This is a genomic window from Aquabacterium sp. (assembly GCF_004297345.1).
Classification (GTDB): domain Bacteria; phylum Pseudomonadota; class Gammaproteobacteria; order Burkholderiales; family Burkholderiaceae_C; genus Aquabacterium.
The window spans coordinates 1-20361 of the sequence record NZ_SCTN01000530.1; the positions used below are offsets into that span (position 1 = coordinate 1).

17 protein-coding genes are annotated in these 20361 nt (G+C 61.0%); 4 read left to right on the forward strand and 13 right to left on the reverse strand.

What is annotated here, in order from left to right; translation table 11 throughout:
- Positions 1-675, forward strand: a 675-nt coding sequence (locus EPO09_RS20470) for a GGDEF domain-containing protein (protein ID WP_290646139.1), incomplete at its 5' end; no start/stop codon positions are given.
- A gap of 13 nt (positions 676-688) precedes the next feature.
- On the opposite strand, the gene dusA is transcribed toward EPO09_RS20470, so the two are convergent.
- From dusA to EPO09_RS20500, 6 genes are all read right to left on the reverse strand, one after another.
- Complete coding sequence (gene dusA / locus EPO09_RS20475; protein ID WP_290646141.1) at positions 689-1783, reverse strand: tRNA dihydrouridine(20/20a) synthase DusA; 1095 nt, start codon at positions 1781-1783, stop codon at positions 689-691.
- 34 nt (positions 1784-1817) lie between these two features.
- Positions 1818-3596, reverse strand: coding sequence for an alpha/beta hydrolase (locus tag EPO09_RS20480; protein WP_290646143.1), 1779 nt, complete (start codon positions 3594-3596; stop codon positions 1818-1820).
- 14 nt (positions 3597-3610) lie between these two features.
- Positions 3611-6190 (reverse strand): glycoside hydrolase family 2 protein, encoded by a 2580-nt coding sequence (locus EPO09_RS20485; RefSeq protein WP_290646145.1) that lies wholly within the window; start codon positions 6188-6190, stop codon positions 3611-3613.
- 7 nt (positions 6191-6197) lie between these two features.
- Positions 6198-6455 (reverse strand): acyl carrier protein, encoded by a 258-nt coding sequence (locus EPO09_RS20490; RefSeq protein ID WP_290646147.1) that lies wholly within the window; start codon positions 6453-6455, stop codon positions 6198-6200.
- Between the two features lie 42 nt (positions 6456-6497).
- Positions 6498-6965: a holo-ACP synthase gene (acpS, locus tag EPO09_RS20495; protein ID WP_290646149.1), complete on the reverse strand. Its 468-nt coding sequence runs from the start codon at positions 6963-6965 to the stop codon at positions 6498-6500.
- A 216-nt stretch (positions 6966-7181) separates the two neighbouring features.
- Positions 7182-7457 carry a hypothetical protein gene (locus EPO09_RS20500; protein WP_290646172.1) on the reverse strand — a complete coding sequence of 92 codons (276 nt, stop codon included), beginning with the start codon at positions 7455-7457 and terminating at the stop codon, positions 7182-7184.
- Between EPO09_RS20500 and EPO09_RS20505 the strand changes: the two genes are divergently transcribed.
- The 3 genes from EPO09_RS20505 (at position 7338) to EPO09_RS20515 (ending at position 10469) form a co-directional block, all read left to right on the forward strand.
- Complete coding sequence (locus EPO09_RS20505; RefSeq protein WP_290646170.1) at positions 7338-8450, forward strand: acyl-CoA dehydrogenase family protein; 1113 nt, start codon at positions 7338-7340, stop codon at positions 8448-8450. The genes EPO09_RS20500 and EPO09_RS20505 overlap by 120 nt on opposite strands.
- A gap of 61 nt (positions 8451-8511) precedes the next feature.
- Positions 8512-9438, forward strand: a complete 927-nt coding sequence (locus tag EPO09_RS20510) for an amino acid--[acyl-carrier-protein] ligase (RefSeq protein ID WP_290646151.1) — start codon at positions 8512-8514, stop codon at positions 9436-9438.
- Positions 9439-9476: 38 nt separating this feature from the next.
- Positions 9477-10469 (forward strand): DUF1839 family protein, encoded by a 993-nt coding sequence (locus EPO09_RS20515; protein WP_290646153.1) that lies wholly within the window; start codon positions 9477-9479, stop codon positions 10467-10469.
- 4 nt (positions 10470-10473) lie between these two features.
- Here EPO09_RS20515 and EPO09_RS20520 read toward each other — a convergent pair whose 3' ends face one another.
- The 7 genes from EPO09_RS20520 to EPO09_RS20550 form a co-directional block, all read right to left on the reverse strand.
- A complete protein-coding gene (locus EPO09_RS20520) occupies positions 10474-11595 on the reverse strand; it encodes an enoyl-CoA hydratase/isomerase family protein (RefSeq protein WP_290646155.1) in 1122 nt (373 codons plus the stop codon).
- Between the two features lie 91 nt (positions 11596-11686).
- Positions 11687-13513: a translational GTPase TypA gene (typA, locus tag EPO09_RS20525; protein WP_290646157.1), complete on the reverse strand. Its 1827-nt coding sequence runs from the start codon at positions 13511-13513 to the stop codon at positions 11687-11689.
- A 21-nt stretch (positions 13514-13534) separates the two neighbouring features.
- Positions 13535-14575, reverse strand: coding sequence for a tRNA pseudouridine(55) synthase TruB (gene truB, locus EPO09_RS20530; protein WP_290646159.1), 1041 nt, complete (start codon positions 14573-14575; stop codon positions 13535-13537).
- Positions 14572-14988 carry a 30S ribosome-binding factor RbfA gene (gene rbfA, locus EPO09_RS20535; protein ID WP_290646161.1) on the reverse strand — a complete coding sequence of 139 codons (417 nt, stop codon included), beginning with the start codon at positions 14986-14988 and terminating at the stop codon, positions 14572-14574. Before rbfA ends, truB begins: the two co-directional genes overlap by 4 nt.
- 95 nt (positions 14989-15083) lie before the next feature.
- Complete coding sequence (gene infB / locus EPO09_RS20540) at positions 15084-18179, reverse strand: translation initiation factor IF-2 (protein ID WP_290646164.1); 3096 nt, start codon at positions 18177-18179, stop codon at positions 15084-15086.
- A 59-nt stretch (positions 18180-18238) separates the two neighbouring features.
- Complete coding sequence (nusA, locus tag EPO09_RS20545) at positions 18239-19714, reverse strand: transcription termination factor NusA (protein WP_290646166.1); 1476 nt, start codon at positions 19712-19714, stop codon at positions 18239-18241.
- On the reverse strand, positions 19711-20361 hold a 651-nt coding region (locus tag EPO09_RS20550), incomplete at its 5' end, for a hypothetical protein (protein ID WP_290646168.1). The genes nusA and EPO09_RS20550, both read right to left, overlap by 4 nt.

Here is a 20361-nt window from a genome sequence, read left to right on the forward strand (position 1 = left end):
CTGACGGCCAAACTGCACGCCACGTCCCGCCAGATCCGGATGCGTGATGAGTTGGAGCAGGCCAAGCTGACCTTGGTCGAACTCAACGAGCAACTGCGGCACAAGAGCCTGCACGACGAATTGACCGGTCTGGGCAACCGACGCGGCTTTGACGAACGCCTGGAAGACTATGTGGCACAAGCTCGCAGGGATCAACGCCCGCTGACAGTGTTGCTATGCGACGTGGACTTCTTCAAGCGCTACAACGACCGTTTGGGCCACATCGAAGGCGACGCATGCCTGCGCCATATTGGCGACATTCTCAAACAGGTTTGCCGCCGCCCCCTGGATTACGCCGCGCGCTACGGCGGCGAAGAGTTTGTGCTGTTGCTACCCAACACCCCGGCCGAAGGTGCGCTGACTTTTGCCTTGGCCTTGCAACACGCCATGGACCGTGATGGCCGCTACCACCCGGACTCAGCCGTGGCCAGCCACGTCACGCTATCGGGCGGCTTTGTCAGCGTCATCCCGGACGGTGGCACCACAGCTGAAAGCCTGGTGCGGCAAGCCGACGAGGCTCTGTACGAAGCAAAAGCCCGCGGGCGCTATCGTTTCGTCAACTTGAGCGCATGCATGGACACAGGCGACCTGTCAACAGCGCCGAGAATTTTGAACAGCGCATCAAGGGTGGCATGACGCCGCCGTGCGCTCAAGCTTCAGCAGGGGCCGAAGGCTTCGATACACGCTCATGCGCACGAGCCATGACATCCGCTGGCGGCAATCCTTTGAGCGTGTGATCTGACCAGACCTGGCGCCAGCGGCGCGCACCCGGCATGCCGCTGTACAGACCAAGGATGTGCCGGATCACGGCAGGCCAGCGAACCTCGCCGTGCGGCATGCCGGCCGTGCGATTCATTTCGCGCTGCGCGTAGTCGATCATGAGCGCCTCCACGCTCTCCCTGCTCATGGCCGGAGCATCCGACTGCGGCACACCGAAGAAGAGCCGATCCCAATCCGCCATCATCCAGGGCGTGTGATAGGCCGCACGCCCCACCATCAGGCCATCCAAGGTAACGCCATCCAGCACGGCATCAGGCTGCAACTGCGCCAGACACGCAGCGTTGTCGGCCAGGCCGCCATTGAGCACGATGGTCAGGTGCGGAAACTCCTGCTTGAGCCGGTGCACGAACTCGTAGCGCAAAGGCGGGATCTCGCGGTTCTCCTTGGGGCTCAAGCCTTTGAGCCAGGCATTGCGCGCATGCACGATGAACACCTTACAGCCCACATCGGCGATGGTGGCCACGAAATCGCGCACGAACTCGTAGTTCTCGATCTGGTCGATACCAATGCGGTGCTTGACCGTGATGGGCATGCGCGCATCACCGCCCGTGGCATCCATCATCGCCTTGATGCCATCGGCCACGAGGCTGGCCTCCGACATGAGACAGGCGCCAAACGCCCCGCGCTGCACACGCTCGCTGGGGCAGCCGCAATTGAGATTCACCTCGTCATAGCGCCATTGCAAGGCCAGCTTCGCGCACTTCGCCAGATCGGCAGGTTCGCTGCCACCCAACTGCAGGGCGAGTGGGTGCTCTTCTTCGTTGAAACGCAGATGGCGGTCCACGTCGCCATGCAGCAAGGCGCCGGTCGTCACCATCTCGGTATACAGGCGCGCATGCCTGCTTAACAGGCGATGAAAATAGCGGCAATGGCGATCCGTCCAGTCCAGCATGGGCGCAACGCACATGCGCCACGGGCTGGCCTGCTCTGCCCACACGGGCGTTTCAAGCTTGGTTTCAGACATTCGTCAATTCTGAGGTCATGCAGCGCTGAACGAGTCAGATCACTGCCGTCATGTCGGACATGATCTGCGCCAGACGCAGCAGCATGTCGTGGCGAACCACCGTGTCCGTGAACACGTGATCAGCCTCCTGAAAAATATGCAGGCCAAGCACACCTGCACCTTGCAAACCGGTCAGCACGCTGCCAGCCTGCTCTCGCAGCATGGTTTCACCAGGGTCGCCATTGGCGAAGATGAAATTGACGCGAATACCTTTGCCGGTCAAGCGCCGCAAGTCGGTACCCAGATCGTCCTTGAGCGGCCAATGTATGCGGCGAGCCAGATTCTTCAACCTGGCAGACACCAGCATGCTTACCCGGCTGAACAGCACCTTGAACAATGCGTCGAACTTGATCTGTCCCTTGAACAGCTTGAGCCACTTTTCCAGCGATGCGGCCGACTCCTTGTAGCTGGCTGCAGCGGAGTGGACCTTCTGCACAGAGAAATCTTCGCCCTCTTCCAGCGACAGGCCTTCTGCGTTGAAAAAGATCAAGGGGTTGATCATCGTGATGGACGACAAGGGCATGCCATCACGGGCAGCCTTGAGCGCATGGTAAGCACCTGCGCACAAGCCACAAGCGTGAACCTTCTTGACACCTGCTTGAGCCAGGAGATACGCCAAGGCCACGCGAACATCGTCCATGGCCTCGTGCGGATAACTCATGTTGAGTACGCGGCCTTCACGCAACTCGCCGTCACCGATACCAGCCAGATCCAGACGCATGACGACGTGCCCGGCAGCGGCCCAGCGGCGCGCCATGGTCACCGACAGGCGACTGGGCCCGATACGCCGCGTCGAACCCGCATTGAGGATGAGGATCGCATGGCCTGTTCGGCCTTGCCCCTGGTCTGGTTGCGTCAACAAACCGAACGCAGGCCCGCCAGAGACAAACAAGGCTTGCTCCGAAACGACGCCACAGGCCTGATCCGGCACATTGATCAAGCCCTCGGCACTGATGCTCAAGGGCGTCGTATGCGGAGCCACTTGATGGCCAAAGTCAGGTCGTCTGTCCGGAACCAGTTCCGCCAGCCATTGCACACTGGCCTCCAGCATGGCCTGAGGCGCCACCGCATGATGCGGGTCTGCCATCATGGCCACATAGCCGGGCAAGGCCTGCTGCTGAACCCTCACGCCCTGCGCTTGCAGCGCCTTGATCCATGCCGAACTGCCTGGCATGTCGTCGCGATCAAGCACCAGCACATCCGGTGCAGGTGCTTGCGGCAATTGCGCCAGATCCACCGCGGACAAAGCGTCCCGTGTGCGCTGGCTCATCTGGTATCCACCCGACTGGAACACACCTTCCAGCGGTTGAGGCTCGGTGCGCTTGCTGGCTGCAGCCTGCAAGGCGGTCAACTCTCGCACAAAGCCACGCCCCTTGACGACAGGCGCCACAGCGATCAGACCAACGACATCATCTCGGCCTTGCGCTGCCAGGCTCGCCATCGCCACGCCTGCTCGCACACCCAACAAACAAACTTTGGACACACCAGTTTGCTGCTTGAGTTGCGCTATCGCATGAAATACGCCACCAACCCAGGCCTCCACGCTGCCATCAAGCAAGGCGTCTCCGGCCGAATCGCCCTCGCCAGGATAGTCAAAGCGAACGCAGGGCCAGCCGTGTTGACTCAGCAACAAAGCCCATTGCCGCAAACTGTGGTGGGCAGAGACTTCTTCTCGTCCCCAGGGGCTGCACAGCACCACACCCACATCGCGAGCAGGCGACGTGCCTTGGTGCAACCAGCCAAACAGCGGCAAAGCCGAAGGCCCGAAAAACATGGGCTGCGCAGACATCACGACAACGCGTCACTTTCCATTCGAATACTGACCACGCCATCCATATTCAAGGCGCGAACACAACCTGACAAGGCCGAGACCTGGCGGCCCGCCCCCACAAGATGAACACGCACGGTTCGGACCTCACCTGGTGACAGGTGGAAATACGCGTCATCTGGCCGGGCACCATCCACCTCCCAGTGCACGGCCTGGGCAAATCGGGTGGAGGACAAGGACACGTCAAACACCCCAGGCTCCACGCAACGCGCCGACGCAGAAAGCCCCAGATCACGCTCCAAAGGCAAATTCAAACCGCCAGGGAAAGAATGCGTGCGGGCCAAATCCCGACCATCCTCATCGCGCAATACGGCGACCAGCACCTGCGCCGTCACCGGCCCGAAACGATAAGACCACGACCAGTCCGCGAACCACTCGAACCAATTCATCAACGGCCACGACTGAGCGCTGCGCGCAGGCAACTCGAGCACTTGCGTGCCCTGCCCCACTTGCGTCGAACCATGCCGCCATGCGGTCACTTCCAGCGTGGTCTTGAGCGGGCGCCCTGTTTCATTGCAGGCATGCATGAACAGGCCATTGCCCCCTTCATCCGTCATGGCAATCGAGATGGGCTGCAAAGTGCGCTTCAGATAGAAATAAGGCGCCTTGGCTTGCCCTTGGCTGTCCACGACACCCCAACCTGCTCCCGGCCAGAGATCTCGCAAAAACCAGATCATGGCGCCCTGGCAGGCAGATGAGGCCCGGCGCCACTCGGCAAAAGTCGCAGCCATCACTTCACCAACGGCCACGCGCCCCAAGGCAAGATATCGGTCGTGATCGCTGTAGCGCAAGCGTGCAGGATCCACGTCGAAGAGTTGGGCGACGTAGTGATCGCGCACGTCTTCGAAATCCCACCCGGCACCCAGGTCGCGAGGTGCTCTGGCTTTCCATGCGGGATGATGCATGCGCAAAGACAAGCCACCAGGCATGGCCGCCAGGCCGTCTGATTCGGGCGCATTCGAGAAAGCCAGACACTCCGTGGCAAACCGCACCTGCGCACGGCGCGCATCGTCCAACGAACGCATATAGGCACCCACGCCGTAGTACGAGGTGGTCCCCACATCGCCTTGATGCGGAAAGGCGCCGCCGTGCGCACTCGACGGCCAGTAAGGCACGTCAGGACGACACTCCTGACAAATCGCAGCCAGCACCTCATGGAACAAGGCTGGTGCCCAGCGATCACGGGTGGCGCCGAACATGGCCGCCTGCTGTTCAACTTCGCTGTTACCGCACAGCACGGCGATGGCCGGGCGCCCCTGCCAACGCTGGCATTGCTGCCGGACCTCTTCTTGCGCCTGAGCCACAAAGGCAGGATCGTCCGGGTAGTCCATGTTGGCAAACATCAACTCTTGCCAGACAAGCACACCCTGGCGATCACAGGCGTTGTAGAACGCATCGGCTTCATAGCTCATCGTGCCGCCGACCCGAAGCATGTTCATGCCAGCCTGGCGCACCTGTGCAATGGCCTGATCGTAGTCGGCATCATGGCGCGCATCCAGACGCACAGCGTCCAGTGGCGTCCAGCATGCTCCGCGGCAGAACACCGGCACACCGTTGACGTGCAATGCAAAGCCGTCGTCCGAGCGATCCAGTTCGATCGTTCTGAATCCTGTCTCACCCAGAGAAAGCACAACAGGCTCAGCCTGTCCTGAACAGGCGACATGCAAGGACACCTGATACAAGGCTGCCTCACCATGGGTGTGCGGCCACCACAAATCCACCTCGTCCAGTTCGACCTCGATCTGGCATAGGCCATCTGCCGACACGGCCGCGTCACGCTGCCACTGCCGCCCTTGGCGAGACACGATGGCCGTGACACGCTCCAAAGCAGCACCCTCACGCCCTGCATGCAATTGACAAGACAGGCCCAAGCGTCCACCAGGGCCGCTAACCTGCGCCTGCATCTGCAAGGCCTTCAACTCGACCGCAGGGCGGGCAGACAGCCAGACGCCCCGCCAAGGCCCCACCACTGCAGCCGGAGGCGACCAACCTGGTGTACGCCCCAGCACAGTAGTTCGGAACCAGCGCAACTGCTGGTTCTCGATCATCGGCGCGCGCCACCTGGGCCGTGGGCGACGCTTGCCCAGTGCCGCATCCAGGGAACGAAACACCATGACCAGTTCATTGCGCCCAGCCCGAAGGGCTTCATCCACAGCGCACTGATGCGCCATGAACATATCCGAACTCGACAGGATCAAAGTGCCGTTGAGCCAGACATCGGCCAAGGTAGCAAGCCCATCCAGATGCAGCACATGCCCCAACGCGTCAAGCGGCTCCTCCAGATCGAACGACAGGCGGTACCACCAATCCTGCGCGTCGAAGCGGCGAGGTGCGCCATCCAGGGACCACAAGTTCAACTGCTGCAATACATCCGCAACGGGCCCCAACCCAGGCGCACTAAGCCAGCCCGCATCAGCAGGCAACTCGTCGGGCGAGGCAAACTGCCCCGGCTCACTGCCCAGCAGTTGCCAGCCCTGATGCAGAACCCGGACGTCCGGCCAGAAGCCGGCACTCAGGCGCGTGGTATCAAGCAATTGCACGCGTGATTCACCCGCCGATCAGTTCCGCCACAGCCGTGCGGATTGATGCAATGCTGTTGAACACATTGCGCTTGAGCATGTGATCAGGAAACTCGACGTCAAAAGCCCCCTCCAGGCCCAGCATCACATTCACGCTGGCGTGAGAGGTCATGCCGGCTTGATACAGGTCTTCGTTGACATCCAGTGTCAGAGCGTCCTTGCTCAAACGGGCATGGTCTTTCAGGACGGTGCGAATTTGGGCTTCGATGGCAGCGGTATCGGTCATGTTTTAAAGCAGTTTGAAGTCAAGGAAAAAATCTTGGGCAGCTCAATGCCCCTGGGCACCTGGCGCCGCGACAATGGCCGCCACGATCGCCGCAGCGTAGTCTCCGTCATGCGTCAGGCTCAATGCCGTCTTCACAACACCATTGGCCTGAGCCAGCGCAGCCGCCTTGCCATGCAATTGCAAAACACAGTGGCCATCCGCATGCCGGACCACCTCCATGTCCTGCCAGGCCACCCCCTTGTCCGCCAGAGACAGCGCCTTGAGTGTCGCCTCCTTGGCAGCGAATCGGGCAGCCAGACGCTCCGACATCAACGGCGGTGACGACATGGCATATTCCAATTCGCACGGCGTAAAGATGCGCTGCGTGAAACGGTCGCCGAATTTCTGCACGGACAAGCCAATCCTGCTGATCTGAACCAGATCCATTCCCACAGCCAATTGCACTTCATCAGATTTGAAGTCAGATAACAGTGACGACGGGAACTTGGGCAAGACGGGCAATGCAGGCATATCCAACATATTGAGGCAGCATGGCCGCTGACAAGGCTTCGTATTATCCGCAAAGAATGGCCTCGACCGCGATCCCGCGAATCGGGATAGCTGCGTGAACTAGGTCACACCCCATACCCCCTAAACATAGGGAAGGCTTGCGCCAAACGTCTCCCCCGTCAAGCAAAAATCGGCTCGACAAGGCATGATCGAAGCTTGATCTTGCGCATACCCTGTTCAAACAGGCTTCATGACGACAAACCACCCAGGCCGGGGGCATCCATTTTCGAGGTGCACGATTAATATCCCGTCCTCATGGAAAGCACATTGACGATGACCGAAAACGCTGATTTTGAAACGCTGCTTGCGGCCGTCCGCCAAATTGCCACGACCGTGGCCGCTGTTCACGCCAAAGACGTGGACACCAACGCGCGATTTCCGAAAGAATCCATTGACGCGTTGAAATCCGCAAAAATATTGTCCGCCCCAGTACCCCGCGAATTTGGTGGTCAAGGTCTGGGGATGAAACAACTGGGTGCACTTTGTGCGGCCTTGTCGGGCGCCTGTGGCTCCAGCGGCATGGTGCTGGCGATGCATTACATCCAGGTCGCTTGTATCGCACGCCATCATGCAGACAACGCTTTCTTCAAACGTTACCTGAGCGAAATCGTCGAGACACAGCCGCTGCTGGCCTCCATCACGTCGGAAGTCGGCACCTTCGGCGACACCCGCTCCAGCGTCTGCGCCGTCGAGCGCAAGGATGGCAAGTTCATCCTCAACAAGCAGGCCACCACGGGCTCCTACTGCGCCCACGCCGACGCCATTCTGGTGACCTGCCGCCGCGACGAATCCGCGCCCAAGAGCGACCAGGCGCTGGTGCTGGTCCGCAAGACGGACGGCACCCTGACCCAGACCACCACCTGGGACACCATGGGCATGCGCGGCACCTGCAGCCCCGGCTTCGATCTGGTCTCGTCGGGCCCTGAAGAGCAGATCATGCCCGTCGGCTTTGGCGACATCGCCGCCCAGAGCATGGTGCCCTATTCCCACATCCTGTGGTCGGCGCTGTGGTGGGGTATCGCCAACGATGCCGTCGTCAAGGCTTCCACCTACGTGCGCGGCGAAGCCCGCAAGAACCCCGGCACCGTGCCTCAGACAGCCACTCGCCTGGCCGAAGTGTCCGTGCAACTGCAAGCCATGAAGAACAACTGGCAAGCGATTGCCACCGAGTTCGACGAGATCACGGCCGGCCCCGACGCAGCAGAAAAGCTGCTGGGTATTGGCTGGGCCCTGAAGATGAACAATCTGAAGATCGGCTCGTCCGAGACTGCGCCGCAAATCGTGCACAAAGCCTTGCAGATCGTGGGCATCATGGGCTACAAGAACGACAGCCCGTTTGCACTGAGCCGCCACTACCGAGACGCATTGTCTGGATCGCTGATGATCCAGAACGATCGCATCGCCGGCAAGAGCGCCTCCATGCTGCTGGTCTTCAAGGACGACTGACCTCGCCTTGATTGATCACCGCCAGAATTCATCACCCCATTCACATCAGGCAACCCAAGAGATGACCGATACCGTCAAGCCCGACTTCTACGATCCCAAGGCCTTCTTTGACGGCATGGCCGCCGCTGGTCTGGTCGTGCCCACCGCCGTGCTGGGCACGTTCGGACGTGGCGCCAAGTTTGAAGAAGTCGTCAACCGGTTCAACGATTTGGTCAACAAGATCGCCAAGGACGATGGCGCCGAGTTGTACGCCTTTCCCCCCGTGATGGACCGCAAGATCATGGAGAAGGTCCACTACCTGGAAACCTTCCCCCACCTGTGCGGGTCCGTGCACAGCTTTTTCGGCAAGGGCCTGGACGCATTGCGCCTGGCTCAACGCGCAGAAAAAGGCGAAGAATGGGGCGACGAGCTCAAGCAGACCGAAGTGGTGCTCAACCCCGCCGCCTGCTACCCCGTCTACCCCACGCTGACTGGCACTGTGCCTGAAGAAGGCCGCCTGATCACCGTGCTGAACTGGGTCTACCGCCACGAGCCTTCGCTGGAACCCACCCGCCTGCAATCCTTCCGCATGCGAGAGTTCATCCGCGTGGGCAAAGCCGAGCAGGTCATCCCCTGGCGCGACATGTGGCACCAGCGCGGCATCGATCTGCTTACTTCGCTGGAACTGCCTGTCACGTCTGACGTGGCCACCGATCCCTTCTTCGGCCGCGGCGGCCAGATGCGCGCCGCCAGCCAGAAGGAGCAAAAGCTCAAGTTCGAGGTGCTGGTGCCCGTGATCTCGGCCGAGAACCCGACCGCCTGCTGCTCGTTCAACTACCACCAGGACCACTTCGGCTCCACCTTCGACATCCGCACCCCGGACGGCGAAGTGGCCCACACGGCCTGCATGGGCTTCGGCATGGAGCGCATTGCCATGGCGCTGTTCAAGCATCACGGCTTCAATCCTGACACCTGGCCTGCGGCCGTGCGTCAGTTGCTCTGGTCCTGATCGGCCAGGCTTTGTGAGACGGTGTTGGGGAGACAGTGATGAGTCGCTTGCGCGTGCTGCCTGAGATCGAGGCAGCGTCGTATGGTCGCAGCAGCCTGCATGGTGAAGACTGCGCCTGGGTCGAGAAGAACTGCTATGTGGACTTGTTCATCGAACTCGTCCACGCCTTGAAGCTGGAGCCACGGGCCATGCTGCCCTTCACGCTGGCTGTCGACTTCGAAGGCGACCAGTGGACCTTCTTCAAGCCCCAGCACAGCGAGATGCGCCAGCTCTACGGCGTGGACGTGCAGGAGATGAACCACTGGCGCCCGCTCGTCGAGCACGCGCAGGAGCAACTGGCTGCAGGCCGCCTGATCGCGGTCGAAGCCGATGCGCACTGGATGCCCGATACCGCCGGCACCGACTACCGCCAGAACCACGTCAAGACCACCATCATGTTGTCTGACCTGGATCTGGACAGGCAGCGCCTGGGCTATTTCCACAACGCCGGCTACTACGAACTGGAAGGCGAAGACTTCCGTCAGATCTTCCGCCTGGATGCCGCGCCAGACCCGACCCACCTGCCCTTGTTCGCCGAACTGGTCCGCATCGACCGGGTGGTGCGCCGCCCCGAGCAGGAACTGGCCGAGCTCTCCCGCGCGCTGGTCAAAACCTACCTGGGCTACCGCCCCGCAGACAACCCCATCCGCCGCTTTGCAGAGCGCTTCGGGCAAGAGCTGCCGCGCATGCATGAAAAAGGCCTGCCGCACTATCACGCCTGGGCCTTCAGCACGATTCGCCAACTCGGCGCTGCATTCGAGCTGGCTGCCGCCAACATCCAGTGGCTGGGGCAAGTAGGTGGCGCGGCGCAGGCCGATGCGCTGGCACCTGCCGTGAGCTGCTTCCAGCAGATCTCTCAAGGCAACAAGGCCTTGATCCTGAAGGTTGCCCGTGCCGTGAACGCCAAGCGAAGCATGGACCCCAACGAGGTCTTCGGTGACATGGCCAAGGCCTGGGATGAAGGCATGGCCTGCCTGGACGCCAACATCTGATTGTTCAGATCAGGTCCCGCAGCGGATGACGTGACGCGGGCCAGGGGCTGGCAAAGAACGCCTCCACCTCCATCATGTCCACATCCTTGATGGCGGCCGGGCGCCAGCGCGGCTGGTTGTCCTTGTCAATCACCAAGGCGCGCACGCCTTCTGCCGTCTCACTGTCTTTGCCCTTGCGGATGCCAAAGCAGTTGCGCACCATGTCGCGCTCCATGCGGAACACTTGCGCCAGGCTCATCGAACGCGCCCTGCGGATCTGCTCCAGGGTCACACACATCATCAAGGGCGAGTGGCCGGCCATCTGCTTGAGCGCCTGTTGCGCCCACTCGCTGCCATCAGCGCGCAGCGAAGCCTCGATGTCGGCCATGGCGTGCAGGCTGAAGTGCCGGTTGATCTGATCCAGGTGCCCCGTCACCGTGGCTTCAGGCAGATCGCCCAGGGGATGCGCATCCACATGGGCACGAACACGTGCCAGCAGTTCATCACCGTTGGCTGCATGGCGCAGCTTGAAGCCTTCCAGCAAGGTTGGCAGGCTCTCCGCTTGCGCGTGCACATCGGCCAGGCCCAGCGTCAAGGCATCGGTCACATGCAGATGCGGCCCGACGATGCCCAGGTACTCACCCAGCGAACCTGCGCAGCGCGACAGGAAGTAGCCCCCCGCCACATCCGGGAACAGGCCGATGCGCGTCTCGGGCATGGCCATGCGGATGTGCTCGGTCACCACGCGCAGGTCAGCGCCCTGAGCCAGGCCCATGCCGCCGCCCATCGTGATGCCTTCCAGCCACGCGATCACCGGCTTGGGATAGGTGTGGATCAGGTAGTCCAGCGCGTACTCTTCGCTGAAGAAATCGTCTACCGACAGGTCACCCGTGATCGCTGCGTCGTAGATGAAGCGGATGTCCCCACCAGCACAGAAATGCACGGCACCGGCTGGCTTGCCGTTCTCGGCCGGGCGGCCCGAGCCGCGCATCAGCACGCCCAGCACGGCCTCATCCGTGGCCCAGCCAGTCAGCACGGTGTACAGCTCGCGCACCATCTCCAGCGACAAGGCATTGAGGGCCTTGGGCCGGTTGAGCGTGATCACGCCCAGGCCACCGATCACCTCTGTCAGAACCAAGCTTTCCATCTACTTCACTCCACATGAAAAAAGGGCCACACCCTTGCAGGTGCAGCCCTCGTATCGTACTAGCCCGTTCGGGCAGATACGCGATTCAGCTTCAAGCTTCGCGCGAAGCACGCTTGCGATCGTGTTCCTTCAGGTGGCGCTTGCGCACACGGATCGACTTGGGTGTGATTTCAACCAGCTCGTCATCATCGATGAAGTCCACGCCGTACTCCAGCGTCAGGTCGATCGGAGGCGTGATCTTGATCGCGTCTTCCTTGCCGGACACGCGGAAGTTGGTCAGCTGCTTGGTACGCGTGGCGTTCACGACCAGGTCGTTGTCACGGCTGTGGATACCCACGATCATGCCTTCGTACACGGGGTCGTTCGGCTTGACGAACATGCGGCCACGGTCGTCCAGCTTGCCCAGGGCGTAGGTGAAGATTTCACCGTCGTCCATGGAGATCAGCACGCCGTTCTTGCGGCCACCGATTTCACCCTTGTGCGGCTCATAGCCGTCAAAGATCGACGAGATCAGGCCGGAACCACGCGTCAGGTTCATGAATTCGTTGCTGAAGCCGATCAGGCCACGAGCGGGGATGCGGTATTCCAGGCGCACGCGGCCATGGCCGTCCGGCTCCATGTTGACCAGATCGCCCTTGCGCAGACCCAGGGCCTGCATCACGCCACCTTGGTGGATTTCTTCCACGTCGGCGGTGACCAGCTCCATCGGCTCGCACTTCTCGCCGTTAATGTCCTTGAACATCACGCGGGGCTTGGACACGGCCAGCTCATAGCCTTCACGGCGCATGTTTTCCAGCAGGATGGTCAGGTGCAGTTCGCCGCGACCGCAAACTTCGAAGATACCGTCTTCGTCAGTTTCCTTCACGCGCAGGGCCACGTTGTGTTGCAGCTCTTTTTGCAGGCGGTCCCAGATCTGACGGCTGGTCACGTACTTGCCTTCACGACCGGCCAGAGGCGAGTTGTTCACGCAGAAGTTCATGGTCAGCGTGGGCTCGTCCACCTTCAACATGGGCAGCGGGGCCGGGTTGATCGGGTCGGTCACGGTCACGCCGATGTTGACTTCTTCAATGCCGTTGATCAGCACGATGTTGCCAGGACCGGCTTCGGTCACTTGCACGCGGTCCAGACCCTGGAAAGTCAGCACCTGGTTGATGCGGCCCTTGATAGGCTTGCCTTCAGGACCTTCCATCACGACCACGTCCTGGCCAGGCTTGGCCGTACCCTGGCTGATGCGGCCCACGCCAATGCGACCCACGAAGGTCGAGAAGTCCAGCGCCGAGATCTGCAGTTGCAGAGGTGCAGCGGGGTCACCCTTCTGGGCAGGCACGTGCTTGAGCACGGTGTTGAACAGGGCGGACATGTCGTTGCCCCACTTCTCACCAGGCGCACCTTCTTCCAACGAAGTCCAGCCGTTGATGCCCGAGGCGTACACCACGGGGAAGTCCAGCTGCTCGTCGGTGGCACCCAGCTTGTCGAACAGGTCGAAAGCAGCATTCACGACCGCATCAGGCTTGGCACCGGGCTTGTCCACCTTGTTGACCACGACGATGGGCTTCAGACCCAGGGCCAAGGCCTTCTTGGTCACGAAGCGCGTTTGAGGCATTGGGCCTTCTTGCGCATCGATCAGCAGCACCACACCGTCCACCATGGACAGGGCGCGTTCCACTTCACCGCCGAAGTCCGCGTGGCCCGGGGTGTCGACGATGTTGATGTGCGTGCCTTCCCAGCTCACGGCGCAGTTCTTCGCCAGGATGGTGATACCGCGTTCGCGTTCGATGGCGTTGTTGTCCATCACGGTGTCGACGACCTTTTCGTGGTCGGCGAAGGTACCGCTTTGACGCAGCAATTGGTCAACCATGGTCGTTTTGCCATGGTCAACGTGGGCAATGATCGCAATATTGCGGATTTGAGTACTCATAGGAAGCTCACTGGTCTGAAATCAAAGAACAGGGTCGGGCTGACGTAGCGCGGCGGCGTCAGCGGTTTCGGTATGCATCTGCACAGTCGGCTGAGGGGCAGCTTGCACTTCAAGCAAGCCTTGCACTTCAGCTGGACTCAGCAGACGCGTCGGGATCAATTCACCGGCCTTGATGTGGGCGCTGCCCAGCAACACACGGCCTTCGGCCTTGCTCAGGCCGGGCACAGGGCCATAGACGCGAACCTGAGCCGCATCTGCCAGATGGGTACGGCGACGCAAGCCCGTCAGGAAGCGCGCAGCCTCCGACTCGGACAGCATCACATCGGGCCAATCATTCAACAAAACATCGGCAGGTTGCAAGTACGCATCACGCTCTGGCTCGGTCATGGCCAGCAAGGCCTCCAGCGTGACGGCGCCTTGCAGGCACACGCCACCGCTGCCCGTGCGTCGCAGCCCGATCAAATGCGCACCGCAGCCTAAACGCTCACCGATATCCTGGGCGAGCGTACGGATATACGTGCCCTTGCTGCAGCGCACATCCAGCACCAGTTCGTCACCATGCCAGCTGACGATGTCAATGGCGTGAATGGTCACGTCACGGGCGGGGCGCTCGATCTCGATGCCTTCGCGGGCGTATTCGTATAGCGCACGGCCCTGATGTTTCAGGGCCGAATGCATGGGAGGGATCTGCGAGATGGGGCCCGTGAAGGCCTGGCAAGCCTGAGCGATGCTGGCCTCATTCACCTGCTCGGCCGTCACCGGCCGGGTCTGCAGGATCTCGCCTTCGGCGTCACCGGTCGTGGTGGCCTGGCCCAGCTTGAGCGTGGCCGTGTAGCGCTTGTCAGCATCCAGGGACACTTGCGAGAACTTGGTCGCCGCGCCAAAGCACAGCGGCAACAAACCGGTCGCCAGCGGATCCAGTGTGCCGGTGTGGCCGGCCTTTTCAGCGCGCATCAAGCGGCGCACCTTCTGCAATGCATCATTGCTCGACAGGCCCAGGGGCTTGTCAAGCAGGATGACGCCATGCAGTTGGCGACGCGGCTGACGCACAGGCTTGTTCAAGGCTGATCGCCTCCGTCTTTGCTCTCAGACGCAGCTGCCTGCTCGTCCGCATCCTTGGCCTTGTCGGCCACGGCGCGGTTGATCAGCGCGCTCAACTCCAACGCACGCTCGGTGGTGCGGTCGAAGTGGAAATGCAGCGTGGGCACGGTATGGATCTGCAGGCGCTTGAACAGGCCATTGCGGAGGTAACCAGCGGCCTCGTTGAGGCCCTTTTCGCACTCGACAGGGTCGCCCACCAGGAGCGAAAAACCGATCTTGGCGTGGGCGTAATCCGGCGTCACTTCCACATTGGTGATCGTGACCATGTTGCCGATGCGCGGGTCTTTCAGGTCGCGGATCAACTCGGCCACATCACGCTGGATCTGGTCGTTGACGCGCAAGCTGCGGTTAGGGGTAGAACGTTTATGGCGCATGGTGAATTCCTGCTGTAAGAACAGGTGCCTTCCTTCAAGCACAAACCCCGCCTGGGTTCAGGCGGGGTTGTTCGGGGGGCAGCCTGTGCGTTTGTTTACAGCGTACGGGCCACTTCCTTGATTTCGAAGAACTCGAGGATGTCGCCTTCCTTGATGTCGTTGTAGCCCTTGATATTGAGACCACACTCGAAACCTTCGCGCACTTCCTTGACGTCGTCCTTGAAGCGCTTGAGGCCTTCCAGCTCGCCGGTGTAGATGACCACGTTTTCGCGCAGCAGACGCAGACGAGCGCTGCGGCGGACCACGCCGTTGGTGACCATACAACCTGCGATCGTACCAATCTTGGAGGCGATGAACACCTGACGAATCTCGGCAGAACCGATGACTTCTTCACGTTGTTCGGGAGCCAGCATGCCGCCCATCGCTGCCTTCACATCATCCACAGCGTCGTAAATGATGTTGTAGTAGCGGATGTCCACGCCGTTGTTCTCGGCCAGCTTGCGAGCGCCAGCGTCTGCACGGGTGTTGAAACCGATGATGACGGCCTTCGAAGCGATGCTGAGGTTGACGTCCGACTCGCTGATGCCGCCGACGGCAGCGTGCACGATCTGAACCTTGACTTCGGGCGTCGACAGCTTGAGCAGCGAGGTAGCCAGAGCTTCCTGCGAACCTTGCACGTCGGCCTTGATGATCAGGCCCAGAGTCTGGACATCGCCCTGACCCATGTTCTCGAACATGTTTTCCAGCTTGGCGGCTTGTTGCTTGGCCAGCTTGACGTCACGGTACTTGCCTTGACGGAAGGTGGCGATTTCACGGGCACGACGTTCGTCGCTCAGCACCATGAACTCGTCGCCAGCGCCCGGCACTTCGGTCAGGCCCTGGATTTCCACAGGGATGGAAGGACCCGCTTCGGTAGCGTTCTTGCCGTTCTCGTCCAGCATGGCGCGAACACGGCCATAGCTTGAACCTGCCAGCACCACGTCGCCGCGCTTGAGGGTACCGGATTGAACCAGCACGGTGGCCACAGGGCCGCGGCCCTTGTCCAGACGCGCTTCGATCACCAGGCCCTTGGCCAGGGAGGTCGTCGGAGCCTTGAGCTCCAGCACTTCGGCCTGCAGCAGCACTTGCTCCAGCAGGTCGTCGATACCGGTACCCACCTTGGCCGACACAGGCACGAAAGGTGAATCACCGCCGTACTCTTCGGGCACGACTTGTTCGGCAACCAGTTCCTGCTTCACGCGGTCGAGGTTGGCACCAGGTTTGTCGATCTTGTTGATCGCCACAACGATGGGCACACCAGCCGCCTTGGCGTGGTGGATGGCTTCCTTGGTCTGGGGCATGACACCGTCGTCAGCCGCCACCACCAGAATCACCAGGTCGGTTGCCTTGGCACCGCGAGCACGCATGGCCGTGAAGGCTTCGTGACCCGGGGTGTCGAGGAAGGTGATCATGCCGCGAGGCGTGTCAACGTGATAGGCGCCGATGTGCTGCGTGATGCCGCCAGCTTCGCCCGACGCCACACGGGTCGTACGGATGTAGTCCAGCAGCGAGGTCTTGCCGTGGTCGACGTGACCCATCACGGTCACGACTGGCGCACGTGGCAGCGACTCCGCTGCTTGATCTTCGTGTTCTTCTTCCAGGAAGGCATCGGGATCATCCAGCTTGGCGGCAAACGCCTTGTGGCCCATTTCTTCCACCAGAATCATGGCGGTTTCCTGGTCCAGCTGCTGGTTGATGGTCACCATCTGGCCCAGCTTCATCATCTGCTTGATGAGCTCGGAAGCCTTCACCGACATCTTGTGAGCCAGATCGGCCACGGAGATGGTTTCAGGAATATGGACTTCCAGGATTTGCGGCTCGGTTGGCGCCACGAAGTTGGACTGGCTCTCGCCACGATCGCCTCGGTCACCACGACGGCCACCACGGCCACCACCTGGGGCCTTCCAGCCTCCACGGTTCGCGCCGGCATCGGTGCGGCCCTTCGGAGGCGTGGGGCCACCACGCTTCTTGTCATCATTAGCCCAGCTGGACGACAGCTTCTCGGACTTGACCGACTTCTTGTCGCCTGGCTTGGCCGCACCAGCACCGGCAGCAGGAGCCGCAGCACCTGGCGCGCCCTTGGGCTTGTGGATCGTACCCTTGATAGCTGCTTCAGCAGGCTTGGGTTCTTCCGGCTTCTTGGCTGTCAGCACCTTCTTGGGCGCATTCATCATGGCGCGAATGGCCGCCGCTTCGGCTTCAGCAGCCTTGCGACGATTGGCCAGATCAGCAGCCTTCTGCTTTTCGACGGCTTCGATGTCAGCGGCCTTGACCACGCGCACAGCGGTGGGCTTGGGCGCATCAGCCACGGGCAAAGGCATGGTCGGTGCGACGGCAGGCGCTGGCACTGCGACTGGCGCAGCAACAACTTCCTGAACCTTGACCTCTTCAACAGCGGCAGCAGCCTTGGCCTCTTCTGCTGCGGCCTTCTCGGCTGCAGCCTTGGCTTGACCACTGCGTGAGCCACGTTGTGCAGCGGCCGTCAAAGCAGCAGCTTCAGCGCGACCAGCTTCCAGTGCGGCGGCACGGCGTGCAGCAGCGGCTTCACGCTCGGCTGCGTCTTGCTCGGCCGTCTTGGCTGCCACAGCGGCCTTGCCGCCCTTCTTGGCCGCCAGTTCACGTTCGGCCAGATCACGCGCAGCTTGTTCAGCGGCAGCGCGAGCGCGGTCTTCCGCTTCTTCGCGTTCACGGCGTTCCTGCTCTTCGCGCACGCGGCGAGCTTCAGCCAATTGTTCTTCCTGGACACGCAGCGCTTCGGCCTGAGCACGAGCTTCTTCTTCCCGGCGAGCCAGTTCGGCTTCTTCCTGGGCAGCTTGCGCGGCATTCGCAGCATCGTCGCCGCCAGCAGCGTCATCACGCTTGACGAAAACGCGCTTCTTTTTTACTTCCACCTGAATGGTGCGCGCCTTGCCAGAGGCATCAGCTTGCTTGATTTCGGTGGTCGACTTGCGGGTCAGGGTGATCTTCTTGCGATCTGCTCCAGCGGAGCCGTGGGCGCTGCGCAGGTGATCCAGCAGACGCTCCTTATCGGCTTCCGTGAGCACGTCTTCCGGCGCGCCTTTGGGCACGCCAGCAGACTGTAGCTGATCCAGCAGTGTCGCAGCCGGGCGATTCAGCTCCGCGGCGAATTGTGCGACGGTGGTCACGGCCATTGTGTTAATCCTTGATGAGCTTGCTTGCAAATGAGTCGAGTGCTTGTGGCTGGGAGCGATCAGGCGAACCAGTGTTCACGAGCCTTGAGAATCAGGGCGCGTGCTTGTTCATCAGACACGGCGGTGATTTCAGTGAGCTCGTCCACGGCCAGATCGGCCAGGTCGTCACGGGTGTGGATTCCAGCTTCAGCCAGCTTGGCGATCAACTCAGGAGTCAAACCTTCCAGACCCTTGAGATTTTCCGACAAAGTCTCGACTTCTTCTTCCTTGGCGATTTCCATGGTCAGCAAAGCATCCTTCGCACGAGTGCGAAGTTCATTGACCGTGTCTTCGTCAAACGATTCGATTTCCAGCATTTCCTGCAGCGGCACGTAGGCCACTTCTTCCAGGCTGGTAAATCCTTCTGCGATCAGGATGTCAGCGACTTCCTCGTCCACGTCGAGCTTGTCAACGAAGATCTTGCGGACGGAGTCAGTTTCGACTGCCTGTTTCTGAGCCGATTCCTCGGCCGTCATGATGTTGATGCGCCAGCCGGTCAGATCGGACGCCAGGCGCACGTTCTGACCACCACGACCGATGGCGATGGCGAGGTTTTCCTCGTCAACGACCACATCCATGCCGTGCTGTTCTTCATCAACGAAAATCGATTGCACATTGGCAGGTGCCAGCGCGCCAATCACGAATTGCGCAGGGTCTTCCGACCACAGCACGATGTCCACACGCTCGCCGGCCAGTTCATTGGTCACGGCTGTCACGCGAGAACCACGCACACCGACGCAGGTGCCGATCGGGTCAACGCGCTTGTCATGCGACAGCACGGCGATCTTGGCACGCGAACCGGCATCACGGGCGCAGCTCTTGATCTCCAGCAGGCCTTGCTCGATTTCGGGCACTTCCTGGCGAAACAGTTCGATCATGAAGTCAGGCGCAGAGCGCGACAGCATGATTTGCGGGCCGCGAGCCAGCGTGTCCACACCCAGCATGTAGGCACGAACGCGGTCACCGGAGCGCAGGTTTTCCTTGGGGATCATTTCCGTGCGCTTCAGGCGACCTTCGACACGGCCAGACTCGACAATGATGTCACCCTTGTCCAGACGCTTGACGGTACCGACGAAGATCTTCTCGCCGCGCGACAGGAAGTCGTTGAGCAGTTGCTCGCGCTCGGCATCACGGATCTTTTGCAGGATGACTTGCTTGGCAGCCTGGGCACCGATACGGCCGATCGGCACGGACTCGATAGACTCCTCGATGTAGTCGTCCACCTCGATATCCGGAATCTGCTCTTCGGCTTCGAACAGCAGAATTTCAGCGTCAGGCAGCTGCAAACCTGCCTCGTTGGGCACCACGTGCCAACGACGGAAGGTCTCGTACACGCCGCTTTCACGGTCAATCGACACGCGAATATCGACTTCACCTTGGTACAGCTTTTTGGTGGCGGAAGCCAGCGCGGATTCCACCGCACCAAACACCACATCACGGTCCACGCTCTTCTCGCGAGAAATAGCGTCCACCAACATCAGCAATTCGCGATTCATTTCTTCTGACCTCCGAGTTCTTGCGCCTCATCTACGGCAACATCACCAGCAGCCGGGGTTGCCGCCCGACCACTACGCCCTTTGAAAGTCACTTCAGGCACAAGGCGTGCCTCGCGAATTTCATCGAGCGTGAAACCCAACACTTCATCTACTTCCTGCGGCGCAGGGGCAATGCCTTTGGCCTGATCCTTCGCCAGCTTCTTGGCAGCGGTCTTGGACAAAGGCTTGTCCGCATCGGGCGACCTCAGCACCAGGCCCCAGGCCTGACCGGCTTCGATCGCCGCAGGATCGGCATCTTGCGACTGGCACAGGATGCCGCTGTACTTCTTGCGGCCCTGGAACGGCACCTTGAGGCTGATCGCCACTTCTTCACCAACGAATCGGGCGAAGTGAGCCGGCGTGATCAGCGGGCGGTCGACACCCGGCGACGACACTTCCAGGCGAGCGTAATCGGCATCGATTGTTTCCAGCGCGTACTGCAGCTGACGCGTGACTTTTTCGCAGTCGTCCACGGTGACCACATCACCAGGCAGGTCATAGGCGCCATCAGGCAGACGATCGATGTACACGCGCAGCAAACCCTGCGAACTGCGTTCACAGTCCACAATCTCGTAACCGAGACCAGTTACGGTGGTTTCAACAACTTT

Excerpts from the sequence above, each read along its gene's own strand:
- EPO09_RS20480 (WP_290646143.1), bottom strand. The coding sequence starts at position 3,596 with ATGTTTTTCGGGCCTTCGGCTTTGCCGCTGTTTGGCTGGTTGCACCAA.
- dusA (WP_290646141.1), bottom strand. The coding sequence starts at position 1,783 with ATGTCTGAAACCAAGCTTGAAACGCCCGTGTGGGCAGAGCAGGCCAGC.
- acpS (WP_290646149.1), bottom strand. The coding sequence starts at position 6,965 with ATGCCTGCATTGCCCGTCTTGCCCAAGTTCCCGTCGTCACTGTTATCT.
- typA (WP_290646157.1), bottom strand. The coding sequence starts at position 13,513 with ATGAGTACTCAAATCCGCAATATTGCGATCATTGCCCACGTTGACCAT.
- infB (WP_290646164.1), bottom strand. The coding sequence starts at position 18,179 with ATGGCCGTGACCACCGTCGCACAATTCGCCGCGGAGCTGAATCGCCCG.
- EPO09_RS20515 (WP_290646153.1), top strand. The coding sequence starts at position 9,477 with ATGAGTCGCTTGCGCGTGCTGCCTGAGATCGAGGCAGCGTCGTATGGT.
- EPO09_RS20520 (WP_290646155.1), bottom strand. The coding sequence starts at position 11,595 with ATGGAAAGCTTGGTTCTGACAGAGGTGATCGGTGGCCTGGGCGTGATC.
- nusA (WP_290646166.1), bottom strand. The coding sequence starts at position 19,714 with ATGAATCGCGAATTGCTGATGTTGGTGGACGCTATTTCTCGCGAGAAG.
- EPO09_RS20490 (WP_290646147.1), bottom strand. The coding sequence starts at position 6,455 with ATGACCGATACCGCTGCCATCGAAGCCCAAATTCGCACCGTCCTGAAA.
- rbfA (WP_290646161.1), bottom strand. The coding sequence starts at position 14,988 with ATGCGCCATAAACGTTCTACCCCTAACCGCAGCTTGCGCGTCAACGAC.
- EPO09_RS20510 (WP_290646151.1), top strand. The coding sequence starts at position 8,512 with ATGACCGATACCGTCAAGCCCGACTTCTACGATCCCAAGGCCTTCTTT.